The organism is Streptomyces sp. NPDC002680 (genome assembly GCF_042889145.1).
Classification (GTDB): Bacteria; Actinomycetota; Actinomycetes; order Streptomycetales; family Streptomycetaceae; genus Streptomyces; species Streptomyces adonidis.
Map to the genome: position 1 here is coordinate 1,092,236 of NZ_JBIAQP010000001.1, position 16,295 is coordinate 1,108,530.

Sequence of the window (16,295 nt, forward strand, 5' to 3'; positions counted from 1 at the left end):
GGAACGGGGCCGGGCGGCGACGATCGGGCCCGCGGCCGATCCCCGCTGTTCCAGCACCCCCACGTGAGGTACCACCGGTGTCCTTGGCCTTCCTTCCCAGCCCCTCCGTCGGCGAGATCCATCTCGGTCCGCTGCCGCTGCGCGGCTACTCCCTGATGCTGATCCTGGGTATCGCCGCCGCGATCTGGCTGGGCGGCCGTCGCTGGGCCGCGCGCGGCGGGGAGCGGACGGTCGTGACGGACATCTCGCTGTGGGCGGTTCCGTTCGGTGTGGTCGGCGCCCGCGTCTACCACGTGATCACCTCCAGCGGGCCGTACTTCGGCGAGGGCGGCGACCCCGTCAAAGCCCTCTACGTCTGGGACGGCGGCATCGGCATCTGGGGCGCGATCGCCGGCGGCGCCGTCGGAGCGTGGATCGGCTGCCGCCGCAAGGGCGTCGCCCTGTCCGCGTACGCCGACGCAGTGGCCCCCGGCATCGCGCTGGGCCAGGCCGTCGGCCGCTGGGGCAACTGGTTCAACCAAGAACTGTACGGGCGGGCCAGCACCCTCCCCTGGGCGCTGGAGATCGACCCCGAGCACCGGCCCGCGACGACGCCGGACCTGGCCACCTACCACCCCACGTTCCTGTACGAGTCGCTGTGGTGCCTCGGCGTGGCCGGCCTGGTCCTGTGGGCCGACCGGCGCTTTCGCCTCGACCGGGGCCGGGCCTTCGCGCTGTACGCCGCCGCCTACACCGTCGGCAGGTTCTGGATCGAGTACCTGCGGGTGGACGAGGCCCACCACATCCTCGGCCTGCGGCTGAACGACTGGACCGCCCTGCTGGTCTTCGCGGGCGCCGTCACCTACCTCGTGACGGCGACACGCCGTACGTCCGGCAGTCACGGCGACGCCCGACCCGACCGTCCTCGACAGCGGGTAGGCGTCGGCGTCACCGGCCCCGAGAACTGACCCCACCCCTCCCCCGAGGCGAAGATGATCCGTCTTGTCCACCCGCTACACAGAAGGTGTCGGCCTACCGCCGCACACCAATCCGCTGCCAGAACCGGAGGGTCCCCACTGCTCCGGGTGTCGGCCACGCCGCCGTCATGAAATCTCGCGGTGCGGACCGGCACCATGAGGCACCCGGATCCGCACCTACATGTAGAACGCGTAGCGGGCTTCGGGTTCGTAGGCGTCCGGGAGGTCGCGCAGGATGGCGCCGACTTCGCCAGCGAACCGCACCGTGACGGGCAACCGTTCAGCAAAGCGGGCGGAGTTCCAGTTCATTTTGGTCAGCAGCAGGACCTCGCGGAGCAGGTCCCGGGCGTTGGAGTCGCCGACATGGTCGGTGATCTGAACCGGCGCCGGCACATGCCCGTGCGGGTAGCGGCCGAGCGACGGCACGTAACCGGTCGTGTAAAGGTAGCGACGGTCGCCGAGGCTGACGCACGTGCCGCGAGGTGGCGGGTATTCGCCGTGACGCATCATGCGTACGCCGGTGGAGGGTGCCAGGGCCACCAGGTCGTACTCGTAGTCGCTGAGCGCGTCTTCGAAGCCTGCGCGTTCCTCGGGAAAGAACCGCGATTGCTTGTGGATGACGATGCGCCGGGGAGTGCGCCCCATCGTCTGCTTGTAACGGCCGATGACGTCGGAGATCAGCCGGGACGCCTCTTCCGCCGGAAGGTGCGGCCACTTGCCCTTCCACTCGAACGGACTGCCGCGGAGCACGAACGCCTCTCCGTTCTCGGCGAACGCCTGGGCGACACTCGTACGCATCGCGGCTCTCTCACCGTGCGGACGGTAGAACGTGACCCCCAGGTGGCACGTTCCCTCGGGTAGGCCGACCGGGGTCCAGGGGAAGCCACCGGCCTTGAAGTAGATCGCGGTGAACAGGTTCCAGGCGAGGTCGGCGGGGTGTTCGAGGTCGGAGGTGTGCGCGTTCAGGTCCGACTCGACGGTCTCCTGTTGGAGCAACTGCGTGCGCAGCCCCCGCTGCATCGCCCGGGCCTTGATCCCGGCACGCAGGTTCCACACCGTCTCCACTCCGCGATTTCGCTGGTGAACGGCCCAGTACCGTTTGGTGATCTCGGATGGCAGCGTGATGAACACGACGGCGGGCGGAGCATCGAGGCTGGCCAGCCTGCGCAGACGGTCGTCGATGACGTCCAGGAGCTGGTTGAAGCCTTCAAGCCTTCTGAGCCGTTCCGCGGTCACGGCACGGATCTCGGCAGCAGTGATCTTCGCTTCCGGACCGTCGGTACGCAACCGGGACGCGAACGGACCATCCGGCTGGAACCCGCAGAACGGATGGTGCTCGTCGTCGCCGTCGACACCTTCAGCCGCCCGCGACAGCCAGGCCCGGGCCTTGGCGATGGATTCGGCGGTGCCGATGAAGCCAGCGGTCACAGCCTCAGGGTGGTTCGGCTGGTCACGCGACCAGGGGCCCGCCGCAGGAATGCCGACTTTAGGGTCGATGTGTGTCAGGTTGCCGGCAAAGGCGAGGTCTGGCTCATCGATCCATTCGATGCCCAGGTTCAGCGGTTTGAGTACGAGACTCATCGATCGTCCTCCTTATGCTCAGCGCCCCAGTCCCACTCCTCGTCGTCGACGTCCCACGAACTGGCGAGAGCATCGATGACGTCGTCTTCGTCTCCGCTGTCGAGCATGGTGACGGGGTTGAAGCGGTTGTCGTCGATCAGCGGCCACTTGGCGTCGACCTGCGGGAAGTCGCCGTCGATCGCAATATTTTGCTGGCCGACCTCGAAGACAACCCGCGCACGGCCGTCGAGAAGGAAGTACCGGAAGAAATGGACGGCGTCGAAGTATCCCTCGTTATACATGCGGGACTTACGCTTCGTCACCTTGCGCCCTACCCTGCGCGGATCCAGCGGTACTTTCCCGTCCTTCGTGAGATGGAACTCCGGCCGGACCGTGAGCCCCCACATCCCCGTGGCGAATTCCTCGAAGCGAAGCTGCGCCGCGAGATGCCACCACACATCTCGTGGATTACCTACGAGCTCGCCTTCCTGGCGGACGACCTTCTTGGCGGACTGGTTCCTGCCTGTCTTGGTCTTGGCCTCCACCCGTCGGGTGACCGTCTCGTGGTCCGCCAGAAAGTAGTAGCGCCCGTGATCACGGTCATACTGGATCCCGCGCTTACGCAGGGCCAAGCGAAGAGCCGAGTTCAGCAGCCACACATAGATGTTCCGGTCCTGCGAAGCCAGCAGTTCCGCCGCGTCCAGGCACTGCGCGTCTTCAGGCTTTACTACCTGCTTGAACGGTCCACGGGTATCGGCGAGATCATGAAACGCCCACACCTGACCGTTGACCAGCACAAAAGGAAGGACCTGACCGCGCATCGGTCGGGGAAGCCGTTCGATGACTTCCATGGACGTCCTGAACCGCGACTCCGCCTTCCAGACAGAACCCGGAAGTTCCGAGACGAACAGCACCGACAGATCGACCGAGTCGGTCTCGAACGACGAAGGCGGTACGCGAAGATCCTTGGCCGCCATCCTCGCTTCGTGGTCCGCCTTGTACTTGGCGAGGACCTCGACCGAATAGATCCGGGGGTTCCCATCCACGACCGCATGATGGGTTCCGCAGAAGAGAGTCAGGTTCTCCACCGCGTCCGGATCATTCGACAGCGGAGCCTCTCTCGAGCGCGGCCCCTGCCTCCCGACACCGACCAGATGCGCGCGTTGCGCCAGCGTCACAGGCTTCTCCCCAGAAGCCTCTTGATACGTTACCGGGCTCGAACACCCCGGGAACGCACACTGATTCCCCGACAGCGCGAACAGGCGGTTGGTGACCGGCGCCGGGATTTCCTTGCGGCTGCTTGATGCCATGAACCAAGCCTATGAGGGGGCACTGACATCAGGGCTGACGCCGAACCTCCGGGCGCCCCTGCCGTCTCAGCTCGCCCAGCGGCCGTGCACCTTCACCCTGGAGTCGACAGAAGCCGCCGGGGGCCCATCCGCACCGGAGGAGCCGACGGTTCCTCCGGACGACCCGGTAGTGACGTGGCGACGTCCAGGGTGCACTCAGCGAGCCGTCCGCTACCAGGTAGTCATCCATCTCCGTATTCCGGCCGCAAGGGCTCCAACAAATCGTCCACACGTAGCCGTACGAACACTCCAACCAGCGCCGGGCGGAGTCAGAGCCGACGACGTCCACGCCAAAAGGTTCACGGGCGCGCAACCCACGTACTCCCGTTAGCATCCGCACACGTGACCCCCGCTCACTCAGCGTCGATACTTTCGAGGGAAGGCTTCCAGGGCCACACCAACTGCACGTCAGCCATACCTGACGCCCCGTCACCAAAGTCAGCATTGAGTCAGCATCAGTACCGCCAGAGCCCGCTTCCGACCGCCACGCACCGCCAAGATCGACAACTGAACAGTCATAGTCTGACCTGCGAAGACACAGGTCAGAGGCTCATCTGTTAATCTCATCAGGAGGTACACGTGAAGATGCTCATCAACGTTCCGGAGACTGTGGTCGCCGACGCGCTGCGGGGCATGGCGGCGGCCCATCCCGAGCTGACCGTCGACGTGGAGAACCGGGTGATCGTACGGCGGGACGCTCCCGTGGCCGGGAAAGTGGCCCTTGTCTCAGGCGGCGGTTCGGGGCACGAGCCGCTGCACGGCGGGTTCGTGGGACCGGGGATGCTGTCGGCGGCCTGTCCGGGTGAGGTGTTCACGTCTCCCGTGCCCGACCAGATGGTGCGGGCCGCGGCGGCCGTGGACAGCGGAGCGGGCGTGCTGTTCGTCGTGAAGAACTACACCGGCGACGTCCTCAACTTCGACATGGCCGCCGAACTCGCCGAGGACGAGGGCATCCAGATCGCGAAGGTCCTCGTCAACGACGACGTCGCCGTCACCGACAGCCTCTACACGGCCGGGCGGCGCGGGACGGGCGGCACGCTGTTCGTGGAGAAGATCGCCGGCGCGGCGGCGGACGAGGGCCGCCCGTTGGAGCAGGTGCGCGCCATCGCCCAGCAGGTCAACGACAGTTCCCGCAGCTTCGGTGTGGCGCTCGCCGCCTGCACCACCCCGGCCAAGGGCAGCCCCACCTTCGATCTGCCGCCGGGCGAGCTGGAGTTGGGCGTCGGCATCCACGGCGAACCGGGCCGGGAACGGCGGCCGATGATGACCTCGGGCGAGATCGCCGACTTCGCGGTGGAAGCGCTGCTGGAGGATCTGAACCCGCGCAATCCCGTGCTGCTCCTGGTCAACGGGATGGGCGCGACACCGTTGCTGGAGCTGTACGGGTTCAACGCGGAGGTGCACCGGGTGCTGGCCGGACGCGGGGTCGCCGTGGCCCGCACACTGGTCGGCAACTACGTCACCTCGCTCGACATGGCGGGCGCCTCGGTGACCCTGTGCGAGATCGACGAGGAGCTGCTGGGACTGTGGGACGCGCCGGCGCGGACGGCGGGTCTGCGCTGGGGCATGTGAGCGCGGGTACGGCAGTGACCGACCTACCCACCACGCACCTACCACGCAAGGAGATCCTGTGCTCGACGCCGACTTCTTCCGCCGCTGGATGGCGGCCATGGCCGTGTCCGTCGGCCATGAGGCGGAACGGCTCACCGCCCTGGACTCGCCGATCGGCGACGCCGATCACGGCAGCAATCTGCGGCGCGGCTTCAACGCCGTGGCCGACGTCGTGGAGAAGGAGGCCCCGGACACGCCCGGCGGCGTCCTCGTCCTCGCCGGACGCCAGCTCATCTCGACGGTCGGCGGCGCCTCGGGGCCGCTGTACGGAACGCTGCTGCGCCGCACCGGCAAGGCGCTCGGCGAAGCGGCCGAGGTGAGCGCGGAGCAGTTCACGGACGCGCTGCGCACCGGGGTGGACGCGGTGATGGCGCTCGGCGGTGCGGCGCCCGGCGACAAGACGATGATCGACGCCCTCGTACCCGCCGTGGACGCCCTCGCCGTCTCGTTCGCCGCCGCACGCACGGCCGCCGAACAGGGCGCTCTCGCGACCGTGCCCCTCCAGGCCCGCAAGGGCAGGGCGAGTTATCTCGGCGAGCGCAGCATCGGCCACCAGGATCCGGGGGCGACCTCGGCGGCGCTGCTGATCGCGGCTCTCGCGGAGACCGCCGGTGAGTGACGGGACCGGCCTTGTCGGGGTCGTGCTGGTGTCGCACAGCGCGGCGGTGGCCGCCTCGGTGGCGGATCTGGCCCGGGCGCTGGTCGGCGGCGGTGCGGCCGTTCCCGTCGCCGCGGCGGGCGGCACCGGGTCCGGTGAACTCGGCACGAGCGCCGACCTGATCACCGCGGCGGCCCGTTCCGTGGACCAGGGTGCCGGAGTCGCGGTCCTGATGGACCTGGGCAGCGCGGTCCTCACGGTGAAGGCGCTCCTGGCGGAGGGCGACGAACTCCCGGACGGCACCCGGCTGGTGGACGCCCCGTTCGTCGAGGGAGCGGTGGCGGCGGTCGTCACGGCGTCGACAGGGGCCGACCTCGCGGCGGTGGAGGCGGCGGCCGCGGAGGCGTACACGTACCGCAAGGTGTAGGGGGTCGGGAGCGGCGGGCAACGGTCGAGGACCGGCCCGCCGTCCCTGACGGGCCGACTCAGTCCCCGTCCACGGCCCCGGCCCCGGCACGGCCGACGCCCTCGCCCACGAACTCCTTCGCCAGCCGCTCCCCCGTCTCCACCGCCGCCGCGTGGTCCTCGATCGGCGACACCTTGGAGTTCTTGAAGACGATGTACGTGACACCGGAGGCAGTTCCGCCGCCGTGCGGGTCGGGGTTGATGCCCAGCGCGTCGGCGGTCGCGTAGGACGCCTCACCGATGATGTCGCGGGGACCGGTGTCGCCGACGACCGCGTACTGCACCCGGTCCTTGTAGACGACGGCGGCGACCGAGCCGCCCCGAATGCCGTAGTCGCGGTAGTTCCAGATGCTGCTGGCGACCGGTACGACGATGAACGGCAGCCGTGCGGCGTCCAGTTGACGGCCGTCGGACTGCTGGTAGGCGGTGGTGTCGGCGAAGTACGGGTCGGTGGTGCTGTTGCAGCGCGGGCCGGCCTGGCCGTCGCAGTCGATGTCCATGTCGGCCGTCCAGTAGACGGCCTCCTCGGTGCCGCAGACCGGGATGTCCGCGCGGGCTCCGGCGTCGCTGCGATAGTGGCCGTTGGACACAGGAGTGCAGCCTTGCACCCTGGCCAGCAGGTCGACAGCCCGGACGCTGCCCTCGTACCGCGCCGGCGCGTTCGTGTGAGCGGCGGGCAACGCGGTCGGGGCGAGCAGGGCGGCGCCGGCCGCGGCGAGTGTCAGCGTGTGGACACGCACGATAGGGGCCCTCTCCTGGGGGATCTGACGGACACTCGGCCCAATCTGGTGCCGGTCCGATCACGCGTCCACCGTTAGGGGGCCGTACGGTGCATGCCCCGAACTCGCGACAGGGGCCGGGCGCCTGAGCCCGTGTCGGCTCCGGCGACCCGGCCACCCGTGACGGCGCGGGTCCTGCGACGACAGCGGTTCCGCGCAACTGACATGAACTGCCCCGACAGCGGGGCGAGTTCAGCCTTGACGAGCCTCAGCATACGTAATCACGGCGGACACGGAGCAACCGCACCCCTCTTGATGCACACGCCTCACCGGGTCCATATTGGTCCGGACCAATACCGTGCGGGAGGGGCGGAGGAGGGGACAGCTGTGCGACGCGTCGCCGGGTACGTCACGTCCGTCTGCGGAGCGCTGCTGCTCACCGCCTCCTGCACCTGGACCGGGAACGCGGGCGGGAGCGGCTCGGACGGTGGGCTCCCGCCCGCCCCGGCCGGGGTCACGGCCGCCGCGGGCAGTGCGACGAGCGTGCACGTGATGTGGAACCGCGCGCCGGACGGTCCCGAGGTCTCCGTGTACGAGGTGTACCGGGGCACGGCGAAGGTGAAGGAGGTACCCGGGTCGGAGCACATGGTGGACGTCGTCGGACTCACCCCGTCCACCACGTACGTCTTCACCGTGCGGGCCCGCAGCACCGACGGCCGCTCGGGACCCCGCAGCGAGGACGTCCGCGCGACGACCCCGGCCGCGTCCCCGTCGGACACCACAGCCCCGACCCGCCCCGGCCGCACGCGGGCCGAGACCACCGGCAGCCGGTCGGTACGGCTGTCCTGGGACGCGTCGACGGACGACAGGAACGTGGCCTCGTACGACATCCACCAGGGCGCGGCAAGAATCCACACGGTGGCCGGGGACCGGACGACGGCCGTGGTCACCGGGCTGCGGCCGGGCACCCGCTACACCTTCACCGTCCGCGCCCGCGACGCCGCGGACAACGTCTCCGCGCCCGGCACCCCCGTACGGCTCACGACACCGGGCACCGACGACGGCCGAGCCACCGCCCCCACCGACTTCCGGGCGGCGACCCATCGCACGGACGGGGCGTACTACCTGGACCTGTCCTGGGTTCCGCCGCGCGCGGACGGGGTGATCACGGAGTACGAGATCCAGCTCGACGGACGTCAGGCCACCTCCCTCGTGTGGGGCGGGCCCGTTCCGCGCGGGCGGGCGTCGTACAGCTTCTATGTGGGCCGGGAGGCGGGGGCGGAGTACCGGGTGCGGATCAGGGCGCGGCTGCCGGACGGGACGTGGGGCGGGTTCTCGGCGGAGCGGACGGCGGTGACGGCGCCGTAGGACCGCGGCCGGGATCGCCCTGACAGCCCATCACCGGTCCGCCGTACGAACGAATCCGTCACCTGCCCGGTCGCCGTCCGGGTGCGGGCCGGGGCAAGGCCACATTGGCTGGCCCCGAGGCAGCACGGGCGATCCCCGACCCTCGGCGGCGCATGGGACGTACCGCCAACCGTGCCGCCGGAGGGCAGTCCACATGCGAACCGTTCCACTCCTCCTCCGATCCGGCCTGACCGTGGCGGCCGCCGCCGTGCTTCCGCTCGTCCTGACCGCCCAGACCGCTTCGGCGGCCGGGATCTCGGTGAGCACCAGCGGGTCCACGGTCTCGGTGACCACCAGTGCGTGCCCCACCAGCAGCGGCAGCGGCTACGGCAGCGCCTCGCTCCTCAACAGCAGTCAGCGGTCCTTCGACGAAGGGCGTGTGGTGACGCTCTCGGGCACGAGCGCCAGCCAGTCCGCCGTCTGGTCCAGCGTCGGCACCGGCACCTACACGGTCACCGTGCGGTGCGCGAACGGTGTCACCGCCGGTTCCCAGGCGGTCATCGTCAGCACGGCCTCGACGCCGACGATCTCGGCCACGGCCTCCCCCTCCCGGGGCGTCATGGGCGGCCTGGGCGGCGCCACCAAGGACTACGGCACCCTCACCCTCGCGGCGGGCGGCACCCTGGTGGTGTGCGGAGCGGTGGCGGCGGCCTGGGTACTACGCCGCCGCGCAAAGCCGTACCGACTCTGACCCACCTGCCCCCTTTTCCCTGGCCCTCCGTCCGCCGCCCCGCCCCGGGGCGTCGGACGGGGGGGCGGAAGGCGGACGGGGGGGGGCGGGGCGGCGGACGGAAGGCGGACGGGGGACGGAGGGCGGGAGGCGGACGGGGGCGGGGGCGGGGCGCCAGCCCCCGCCCGCCAGGGGCGCGGGGAACTGCGCGACCAGCCACGACGGCGCAGCAGCCGAACCACCAACCCCCACAATCCGCTCAGCTCCGAACCCCGATCACCACATTCGCGTACAGCTCCTCCGACACCGCCAACCGCGCATCCAACCCACCCCCCTCAAACGCCGAAACCGCCGAACGCACCTGACGCTCGCTCGTCTCGACCAGAAGACACCCACCAGGCGCCAACCACTCCCAAGCCCGCGCAGCGACCCTGCGCAGCACGTCGAGCCCGTCGCCACCCCCGTCCAGAGCGACAAGCGGTTCATGGTCACGCGCTTCCGGGGGCAGCAGTCCGACCTCCTCGGTCGGGACGTACGGCACATTGGCGGCAAGGATCCCGACCCTCCCGCGCAACCCGGAGGGCAACGCGTCGAACAGGTCACCCTCGTGGGCGTGTCCGCCGTACGCGGCGACATTCCGGCGCGCGCACTCCACGGCCACGGGGTCGATGTCGGCGGCGTGCAACTCGACGCCGGTGAGTACGGCGGCCAGCGCGGCGCCCACCGCACCCGAGCCACAGCACAGGTCCACGACGACGGACGCGTCCGGAGCCTGGGCGAGCGCCTCGGCGACGAGGAACTCGGTACGTCTGCGCGGCACGAAGACGCCCGGCTCGACGGCGATGCGCAGACCGCTGAACTCGGCCCAGCCGAGGACGTGTTCGAGCGGAAGACCCGAGGCGCGGCGGGCGACCATGGCGGCCAGCTCGTCCGCGCCACGGGCGGCGCCGAGGATCAGCCGGGCCTCCTCCTCGGCGAAGACACAACCGGCGGCGCGCAGAGCGGCGACGACGGCCGGGGAGGGATCGAGCGAAGAAGAGCTGGAGGAACGGGCAGTGCCGGAGGAACTGGGGGGCATGGAGCCGAGAGCCTTTCGGAAGCCGAAGGGCGCTCTCGCGGCCGCCTAGCGGAGGCGGTCCGTGATGCCTTGAGGTGAGAGCACCCGACCTGACACAGCGGTAATGGGTCTCACCTCCCAGGTGATGTCCGGCTGGGGCGTTCCACAGCCGGACGGCAACATTACCCGAACGGTCGGGCCCACGCCCCCCGCACCCCGACACTCTTGCTACGGCAGCGCCAACTCCCGCTCGTCGCCCAGTCGTTCGGGTACGCGGGCGGCCAGGAACGCGGTTCTGCGGCGCAGCCGGAAGCCGAGCGACTCGTAGAGCCGGATGGCGTGGGTGTTCCCGGCTCCGGTGTGCAGGAAGGGTGTCTCGCCGCGTTCCCGGATGCCGTGGGCGACGGCGTGGATCAGCCGGGTCGCCAGGCCCTGGCCGCGAACGGCGGGGTCGGTGCAGACCGCGCTGATCTCGGTCCAGCCCGGCGGATGCAGCCGCTCCCCCGCCATGGCGACGAGGGCTCCGTCCCGCCGGATGCCAAGATAGGTGCCCATCTCGACGGTGCGGGGCAGGAACGGCCCGGGCCGGGTCCGTTCGACGAGGTCGAGCATCTCGGGCACGTCGGCGGGGCCGAGGAGGACCGCCTCCGGGTCCGGTGCGGCGGCGATGCCGTCGTCAACGAACTGCACACCGTCGACCTCGAACGTGATCTCCCAGCCCTTCGGGACCTGCCCCACGAAGCCCGCCAAGGGCACCTCGGCCCCGGGGCCCGCGAGCGCGGCGGCGTCGGCCCAGTCGTCGGCGTCGGGCTCGTCGGGCAGCGCCAGCCACGGCGACACGTCGACGGGGTAGCGCAGCACCCGTCCGCGCCGCTCGGCGAAGTGGGCGTGCGGGCCGGTCAGCGAGGCCAGAGCGGGGTTGTCGAGGACATGCGGTGTGCCGTCGCTCATCGGGCGACCTCGATCACGATGACCGTCTTGCCCCGCGCGTGACCCTCCTCGACCGTACGCAGTGCCTCGCCGGCCCGGTCGAGCGGGAACGTCCGGGTCACATACGGGTCCAGGTCACCGCGTACGACGAGGTCCGCGACCGCGTCGAGGACGGCGGCGTCGCGGGCGCGGGCGACCCGGGCGCCGCCCAGCCGCTCCACGTCCTCGGCGGACGCGCCGGCCGTGATCAGCTTCGTGCGGTCGGTCAGCAGGGTCGCGGCCTCGTCGAGCACCTCGCCGCCGACCAGGTCGTAGACGCCGTCGACGCCGTCCGGGGCCGCGGCACGCGCGCGTGCCGCCAGGTCGGGGCCGGACGGCACGTGGACCGCGCCCAGCGACTCGACGAAGTCCTTCTTGCCGTCGCCCGCGACCCCGACTGCCCGCAGCCCCCGGGCTCGGGCGATCTGGAGGATCGCGGCGCCGACCCCGCCGCCCGCGCCGGTGACGAGCAGGGTCGCGCCCTCGGGCAGGGCGAGCTGGACGATGCCGTCGTACGCGGTCGCCGCCGCGACGGGCAGGGCCGCCGCGTCCGTGAAGGACAGTTCGGCGGTTTTGTGGGCGGTCACCGTGACCGGCAGCACGGCGTACTCGGCGTAGCCGCCGGCGACCGGGTTGCCGAAGACCTCGTCCCCGACGGCGAAGCCGGTGACGTCCTCGCCGACCTCCGCGACGATTCCGGCGACCTCGTTGCCGAAGACGGCGGGCAGCTCGCGCGCCCCGCCGCCCGCGCGCGCGTAGCCGGTGCGCTGCTTCCAGTCGACGGGGTTCACACCGGCCGCGCGCACCGCCACGAGCAGCTGCCCGGGGCCGGGTCGCGGCCGGTCCACGTCGACCAACGCCTCGGTCTCCGGACCGCCGAACCGTGTGAAGACGTACGCCTTGGGCATGTGCTCCCACTCTCCTTCGCTCAGCATCAGCACCGGATCAGCCGATCACCGGAGCCGGTATTCAGGGCAAGGTGGATCGCCGGGGTGCTATTCCCGTGACGGCCGAGAGTTCATACGGCCGCAATGATCACCACGGGCCCAAGGTCGGGGGCACCCGCGGTGACCCCGTACGGTGGTACGCGTACCGACTGACCAGGCCTGACCGTGAGGCGCCCACCCTATGAACGTCACCCGAGGCTTCACCGGACGCCCGCGCGTCCTCAACGCCGGTCTGCCGCCCGGCCAGTACGACGCGGGCGACGACTGGCCCGTCCTGTCCGCCGAGGTCACTCCCGATCTGGCGCCCGCGGACTGGTCCTTCCGGATCGACGGCCTGGTGGCCGCGCCCCGCACCTGGGACTGGGCGGAGGCCCACGCGCTGCCCGCGTCGGCGTACGAGGGTGACATCCACTGTGTGACGAGCTGGTCGAAGTTCGGGGTGCGGTTCGGGGGCGTGTCCCTGGACGCGTTTCTCGACGCGGTGCGGCCCGACGCGTCCGCGACACACGCAGTCGCCTACTCGCACACCGGATACACCACGAACCTGCCGCTCTCCGACCTCACCGGCGGCCGGGCGTGGATCGCCTGGGAGTACGAGGGGCAGCCGCTCCCCGCCGAGCACGGCGGTCCGGCGCGGCTCCTGGTGCCGCATCTGTACTTCTGGAAGAGCGCCAAGTGGATCGCGGGGCTGCGGCTCCTCGACCACGACGAGCCGGGGTTCTGGGAGCAGAACGGCTATCACGCGCGCGGGAACCCGTGGGAGGAACAGAGGTACTCCGGTGACTGAGCGCTCCGCTGAGAGTTCCGCAACGGGCCGTCGGCCGTCCGCGGCGTCGTCGTCGCCGATCGCGCCGTTCCCCGCGCCCCTTCAGGGCGCGGGCACCCGGGTGGCCGGATCGGACTTCGTGCCGGTGACGCGGTTCGCGGTGCCGGGCCGGATCGCCGTCAGCAACCGCGCGGCGGCCCTCTGGCAGACGGCGACGCTCACCGAGGTCCGCCGGGAGACACCCCAGGCGTCCACGTTCCGGTTCGCGGTGCCCGGCTGGGCGGGTCATCTGCCCGGCCAGCACCTGATGCTGCGGCTGACCGCCGACGACGGCTACACGGCCCAGCGCCACTACTCGATCGCCTCGCCCCCGGACGACGCCGGACACATCGAACTGACCCTGGACCATGTCGAGGACGGCGAGGTCTCCGGCTGGTTCCACACGGTGGCCAAACCCGGCGACGAGGTGGAGGTGCGCGGCCCCCTCAGCGGCTTCTTCGCCTGGCCGGGCGACCGTCCCGCACTGCTGATCGGCGCGGGCTCCGGGGTCGTACCCCTGATGTCGATGATCCGCCACCACCGCGCGCGGGACCTGTCCGTGCCGCTGCGGCTGCTGGTGTCCGCGCGCGGCCCCGAAGACCTGATCTACGCCCGGGAGTACGGCTCCGAAACCACGCCCGTCTTCACCCGCCGGGCACCCGAGGGTGTACCGGTCGGGCGACTGGCGCCGGCCCATGTGGCGCCGCTGCTGGGCGCCGAGCAGCCGCCGGGCGGCTGGGAGGCGTACGTGTGCGGCTCCAACGCCTTCGCCGAACACGCCTCACGCCTGCTGGTGGAGGCGGGCCAGCCCGTGGACCGGATCCGCATCGAACGCTTCGGCTGAGGATCCCAGCCCTGGTGGTGCCCATGCGCCCCGCCGGTGCGAGACGCACGTGCGTGGCTCCAACGCCCTCGCCGGACACCCGCCAGCGCCACGACTGCTGGTCGCGGCGAGCCAACCCGTGAACCGGATCTGAATCCGGCCCCCGGTGGCGGCCTCCCGGCGCAAGTGTGCGGCCCCGCACCTTCCCGGGCGCGCCCGAGGCCACGGCCACGGTGGTGCGCCGGATCCACGGGGGCGTGGGCCGGTCGTGTGCACGGCCCCTCGTACGCGGCTCCCGTTCGGTCGGTGTCGCGCGCGACGATGGGTGGGTGGAGGTCCGGAGGGGAACGCGGGTGTACGGCTGGCGCTGGCGGCAGAATCCGCTGCGCCGCCGGTCGGACGTCGTGGAGGCGTGGACGGTGCTCGTCGTCGCCGTGGTGCTGGGCGTCGGCGCGCCCCTGGTCGGGGCCCTCGCGGCCCGGTGGGCGCACGACGAGGCTCGGGCGACGGCGGACACGCAGCGGGCGGAGCGGCATCGGGTGCGTGCGGTGGCCGTCGCCGGGCCCGGGGAGCCTGCGGCACTCGCCGGCAGACAGCACCTGTACCGCGTACAGGTGCTGTGGACGGAGCCGGGCGCGGGGGCGCGTACGGCGACGGCGCACGTTCCGGCCGGTACGCGGCGCGGTGATGTCGTCGACCTGTGGCTCGACGCGCAGGGGCGGACCGTCGCACCGCCGCCCGGCGCCGCCGCTGTCCGGCAGCACGCGGTCGCGGTCGGGATCTGCGCGGCGGGCGCGACCGTCGGCGTCGCCCTCCTCGCCCGAAGCGCCGTACACCGTACGTCCGTTCAGCGTCGGCTCGTGGAGTGGGAACGCGCGTGGGCGCGTACGGAGCCGGAGTGGACCCGGCGTCGGGCGTGAGGGGCTCTACACGCGCTCCTGCATCCGGCGGGCGATCCTGCCGTGGTCGGTGAGTGCGTCCCGCAGGCCCGGCAGGACGGGTTCACCCCGGTCGACCAGGACCCGTCCGGCGACGACCGTCGTCCACGCGCGCGCGGGTCCGCAGCGCAGCCACGCCTCCACGGGGTCGCTCAGCGCCCCGGCGAGCGCGACCTCGTGCAGGTCCCAGACGACCAGGTCGGCGCAGGCGCCGGGCCGCAGATGCCCGATCTCGTCGGCGCGGCCCAGACAGCGCGCGGAGCCCCGCGTGGCGATGTCGAGGGCGTCCCGCGCGGTCATCGCTCCGGGGCCGCCCCGGTAGCGGCCGAGGAGCAGGGCGCCGCGGGTCTCCATCCAGAGCGAGGCGTGGTCGGTGGAGGCGGAGCCGTCGCAGCCGATGCCTACGGGCAGGCCCAGTTCGCGCATCTCCTTCACGCGCGCGGTGCCGCCGCCGATGAGCATGTTGGAGCTGGGGCAGTGCGCGACCCCGACGCCCGCTGCGGCCAGGCGGCGCAGTTCGGCGTCGTTGGGATAGATGCAGTGGGCGACCCAGGTGCGGTCGCTCATCCACCCGGCCTCCTCGAAGTACTCGACGGGCCGGCAGCCGTAGGTCTCCAGGCAGTAGGTGTCCTCGTCGTGGTCCTCCGCGAGGTGCGTGTGCAGGCGTACGTCGTGGCGCTCGGCGAGTTCGGCGGTGGCCGTCATCAGCTCCTTGGTCACCGAGAAGGGTGAGCAGGGCGCGAGGGCGACCCGGATCAGCGCGCCCGGTCGCGGGTCGTGGTGGGTCTTGATGAGGCGCTCGCTGTCGGCGAGGACCTCCTCCTCGGTCTGGGTGACGCTCCGGGGTGGCAGGCCGCCGTCCTCCACGGACCGGGTCATGGAGCCGCGTGTGGCGTGGAAGCGGAAGCCGATGTCACGGGCGGCGCGGATCTCGGCGTCGACGAGTCCGGGGCGCGGGTGGACGTACAGGTGGTCGGAGGAGGTGGTGCAGCCGCCCATCAGGAGTTCGGCCATGCCCACGTACGCGGACACGTACGCCGCCTCCTCGTCGAGCGCCGCCCACAGCGGGTAGAGCGTGGTCAGCCAGTCGAAGAGGGTGCCGTTGACGGCGGGCGCGTAGGACCGCGTGAGGTTCTGGTAGATGTGGTGGTGCGTGTTGATCAGGCCCGGGGTGACCAGGCGCCCGGCCGCCGACACGGTCGTCCGGGCCTCGGGCTCGGTCCCGGCGGCGCCCACGGCGGTGACACGTCCGCCGTCGACGGCGACCCACCCGCCGGGAATCTCGCGCGCGCCGTCCACGACGAGGAGTTCGGCGTCCCTGACCAGCAGTTCCACAGGAATCGACATGGGCGTCATCGTAGAGCGGCGCGAGCCCCTAGGGGATCTCGTCCGGGACCGCGTCCGGGCCGCGTCGGGGGCCC

16 protein-coding genes are annotated in these 16,295 nt (G+C 71.4%); 9 read left to right on the top strand and 7 right to left on the bottom strand.

The window, feature by feature from the left end; all coding sequences use genetic code 11:
- The first annotated feature begins 77 nt into the window (after window positions 1–77).
- On the top strand, window positions 78–947 hold the full coding sequence (gene lgt, locus ACFYXF_RS04945) for a prolipoprotein diacylglyceryl transferase (protein WP_389348116.1): 870 nt from the start codon (window positions 78–80) through the stop codon (window positions 945–947).
- A 186-nt stretch (window positions 948–1,133) separates the two neighbouring features.
- Here the strand turns inward: lgt and ACFYXF_RS04950 are convergent, their stop codons facing one another.
- Window positions 1,134–2,537, bottom strand: a complete 1,404-nt coding sequence (locus tag ACFYXF_RS04950) for a hypothetical protein (RefSeq protein WP_389348118.1) — start codon at window positions 2,535–2,537, stop codon at window positions 1,134–1,136.
- On the bottom strand, window positions 2,534–3,826 hold the full coding sequence (locus ACFYXF_RS04955) for a hypothetical protein (protein WP_389348120.1): 1,293 nt from the start codon (window positions 3,824–3,826) through the stop codon (window positions 2,534–2,536). The genes ACFYXF_RS04950 and ACFYXF_RS04955 overlap by 4 nt, the downstream gene beginning before the upstream one ends.
- Window positions 3,827–4,444: 618 nt before the next feature.
- Here ACFYXF_RS04955 and dhaK point away from each other — a divergent pair.
- From dhaK to ACFYXF_RS04970, 3 genes are read left to right on the top strand one after another with little or no spacing between them, the layout of a single operon-like run.
- Complete coding sequence (gene dhaK / locus ACFYXF_RS04960; RefSeq protein WP_389348122.1) at window positions 4,445–5,437, top strand: dihydroxyacetone kinase subunit DhaK; 993 nt, start codon at window positions 4,445–4,447, stop codon at window positions 5,435–5,437.
- A 58-nt stretch (window positions 5,438–5,495) separates the two neighbouring features.
- A complete protein-coding gene (gene dhaL / locus ACFYXF_RS04965; protein ID WP_389348123.1) occupies window positions 5,496–6,095 on the top strand; it encodes a dihydroxyacetone kinase subunit DhaL in 600 nt (199 codons plus the stop codon).
- Entirely contained in the window at window positions 6,088–6,501 is a 414-nt protein-coding gene (locus ACFYXF_RS04970) for a PTS-dependent dihydroxyacetone kinase phosphotransferase subunit DhaM (protein ID WP_389348125.1), read from the top strand. The genes dhaL and ACFYXF_RS04970 overlap by 8 nt, the downstream gene beginning before the upstream one ends.
- Before the next feature lie 58 nt (window positions 6,502–6,559).
- Here ACFYXF_RS04970 and ACFYXF_RS04975 read toward each other — a convergent pair whose 3' ends face one another.
- Window positions 6,560–7,279 (bottom strand): glycoside hydrolase family 75 protein, encoded by a 720-nt coding sequence (locus ACFYXF_RS04975; protein WP_389348127.1) that lies wholly within the window; start codon window positions 7,277–7,279, stop codon window positions 6,560–6,562.
- A gap of 366 nt (window positions 7,280–7,645) precedes the next feature.
- On the opposite strand from ACFYXF_RS04975, the gene ACFYXF_RS04980 reads away from it, so the two are divergent.
- Both ACFYXF_RS04980 and ACFYXF_RS04985 read left to right on the top strand, forming a co-directional pair.
- Window positions 7,646–8,626, top strand: coding sequence for a fibronectin type III domain-containing protein (locus tag ACFYXF_RS04980; protein ID WP_389348128.1), 981 nt, complete (start codon window positions 7,646–7,648; stop codon window positions 8,624–8,626).
- Window positions 8,627–8,819: 193 nt separating this feature from the next.
- Window positions 8,820–9,356: a hypothetical protein gene (locus ACFYXF_RS04985; RefSeq protein WP_389348130.1), complete on the top strand. Its 537-nt coding sequence runs from the start codon at window positions 8,820–8,822 to the stop codon at window positions 9,354–9,356.
- A gap of 238 nt (window positions 9,357–9,594) precedes the next feature.
- Here ACFYXF_RS04985 and ACFYXF_RS04990 read toward each other — a convergent pair whose 3' ends face one another.
- The 3 genes from ACFYXF_RS04990 to ACFYXF_RS05000 all read right to left on the bottom strand — a co-directional run bounded on the left by ACFYXF_RS04990 (window position 9,595) and on the right by ACFYXF_RS05000 (window position 12,269).
- Window positions 9,595–10,413, bottom strand: coding sequence for a putative protein N(5)-glutamine methyltransferase (locus ACFYXF_RS04990; protein WP_389348131.1), 819 nt, complete (start codon window positions 10,411–10,413; stop codon window positions 9,595–9,597).
- Between the two features lie 207 nt (window positions 10,414–10,620).
- The gene (locus ACFYXF_RS04995) at window positions 10,621–11,343 is read right to left on the bottom strand and encodes a GNAT family N-acetyltransferase (RefSeq protein ID WP_389348133.1); all 723 of its coding nucleotides are present in this window, start codon (window positions 11,341–11,343) and stop codon (window positions 10,621–10,623) included.
- Window positions 11,340–12,269 (bottom strand): NADP-dependent oxidoreductase, encoded by a 930-nt coding sequence (locus tag ACFYXF_RS05000; protein ID WP_389348134.1) that lies wholly within the window; start codon window positions 12,267–12,269, stop codon window positions 11,340–11,342. Before ACFYXF_RS05000 ends, ACFYXF_RS04995 begins: the two co-directional genes overlap by 4 nt.
- A 220-nt stretch (window positions 12,270–12,489) precedes the next feature.
- Between ACFYXF_RS05000 and ACFYXF_RS05005 the strand changes: the two genes are divergently transcribed.
- The 3 genes from ACFYXF_RS05005 (at window position 12,490) to ACFYXF_RS05015 (ending at window position 14,856) form a co-directional block, all read left to right on the top strand.
- Window positions 12,490–13,095: a sulfite oxidase-like oxidoreductase gene (locus ACFYXF_RS05005; protein ID WP_389348135.1), complete on the top strand. Its 606-nt coding sequence runs from the start codon at window positions 12,490–12,492 to the stop codon at window positions 13,093–13,095.
- 100 nt (window positions 13,096–13,195) lie between these two features.
- A complete protein-coding gene (locus ACFYXF_RS05010; protein ID WP_389348466.1) occupies window positions 13,196–13,957 on the top strand; it encodes a ferredoxin reductase in 762 nt (253 codons plus the stop codon).
- A 308-nt stretch (window positions 13,958–14,265) separates the two neighbouring features.
- Entirely contained in the window at window positions 14,266–14,856 is a 591-nt protein-coding gene (locus tag ACFYXF_RS05015) for a hypothetical protein (protein ID WP_389348136.1), read from the top strand.
- Window positions 14,857–14,862: 6 nt separating this feature from the next.
- Here the strand turns inward: ACFYXF_RS05015 and ACFYXF_RS05020 are convergent, their stop codons facing one another.
- Entirely contained in the window at window positions 14,863–16,221 is a 1,359-nt protein-coding gene (locus ACFYXF_RS05020) for an 8-oxoguanine deaminase (protein ID WP_389348137.1), read from the bottom strand.
- Window positions 16,222–16,295: the final 74 nt, after the last annotated feature.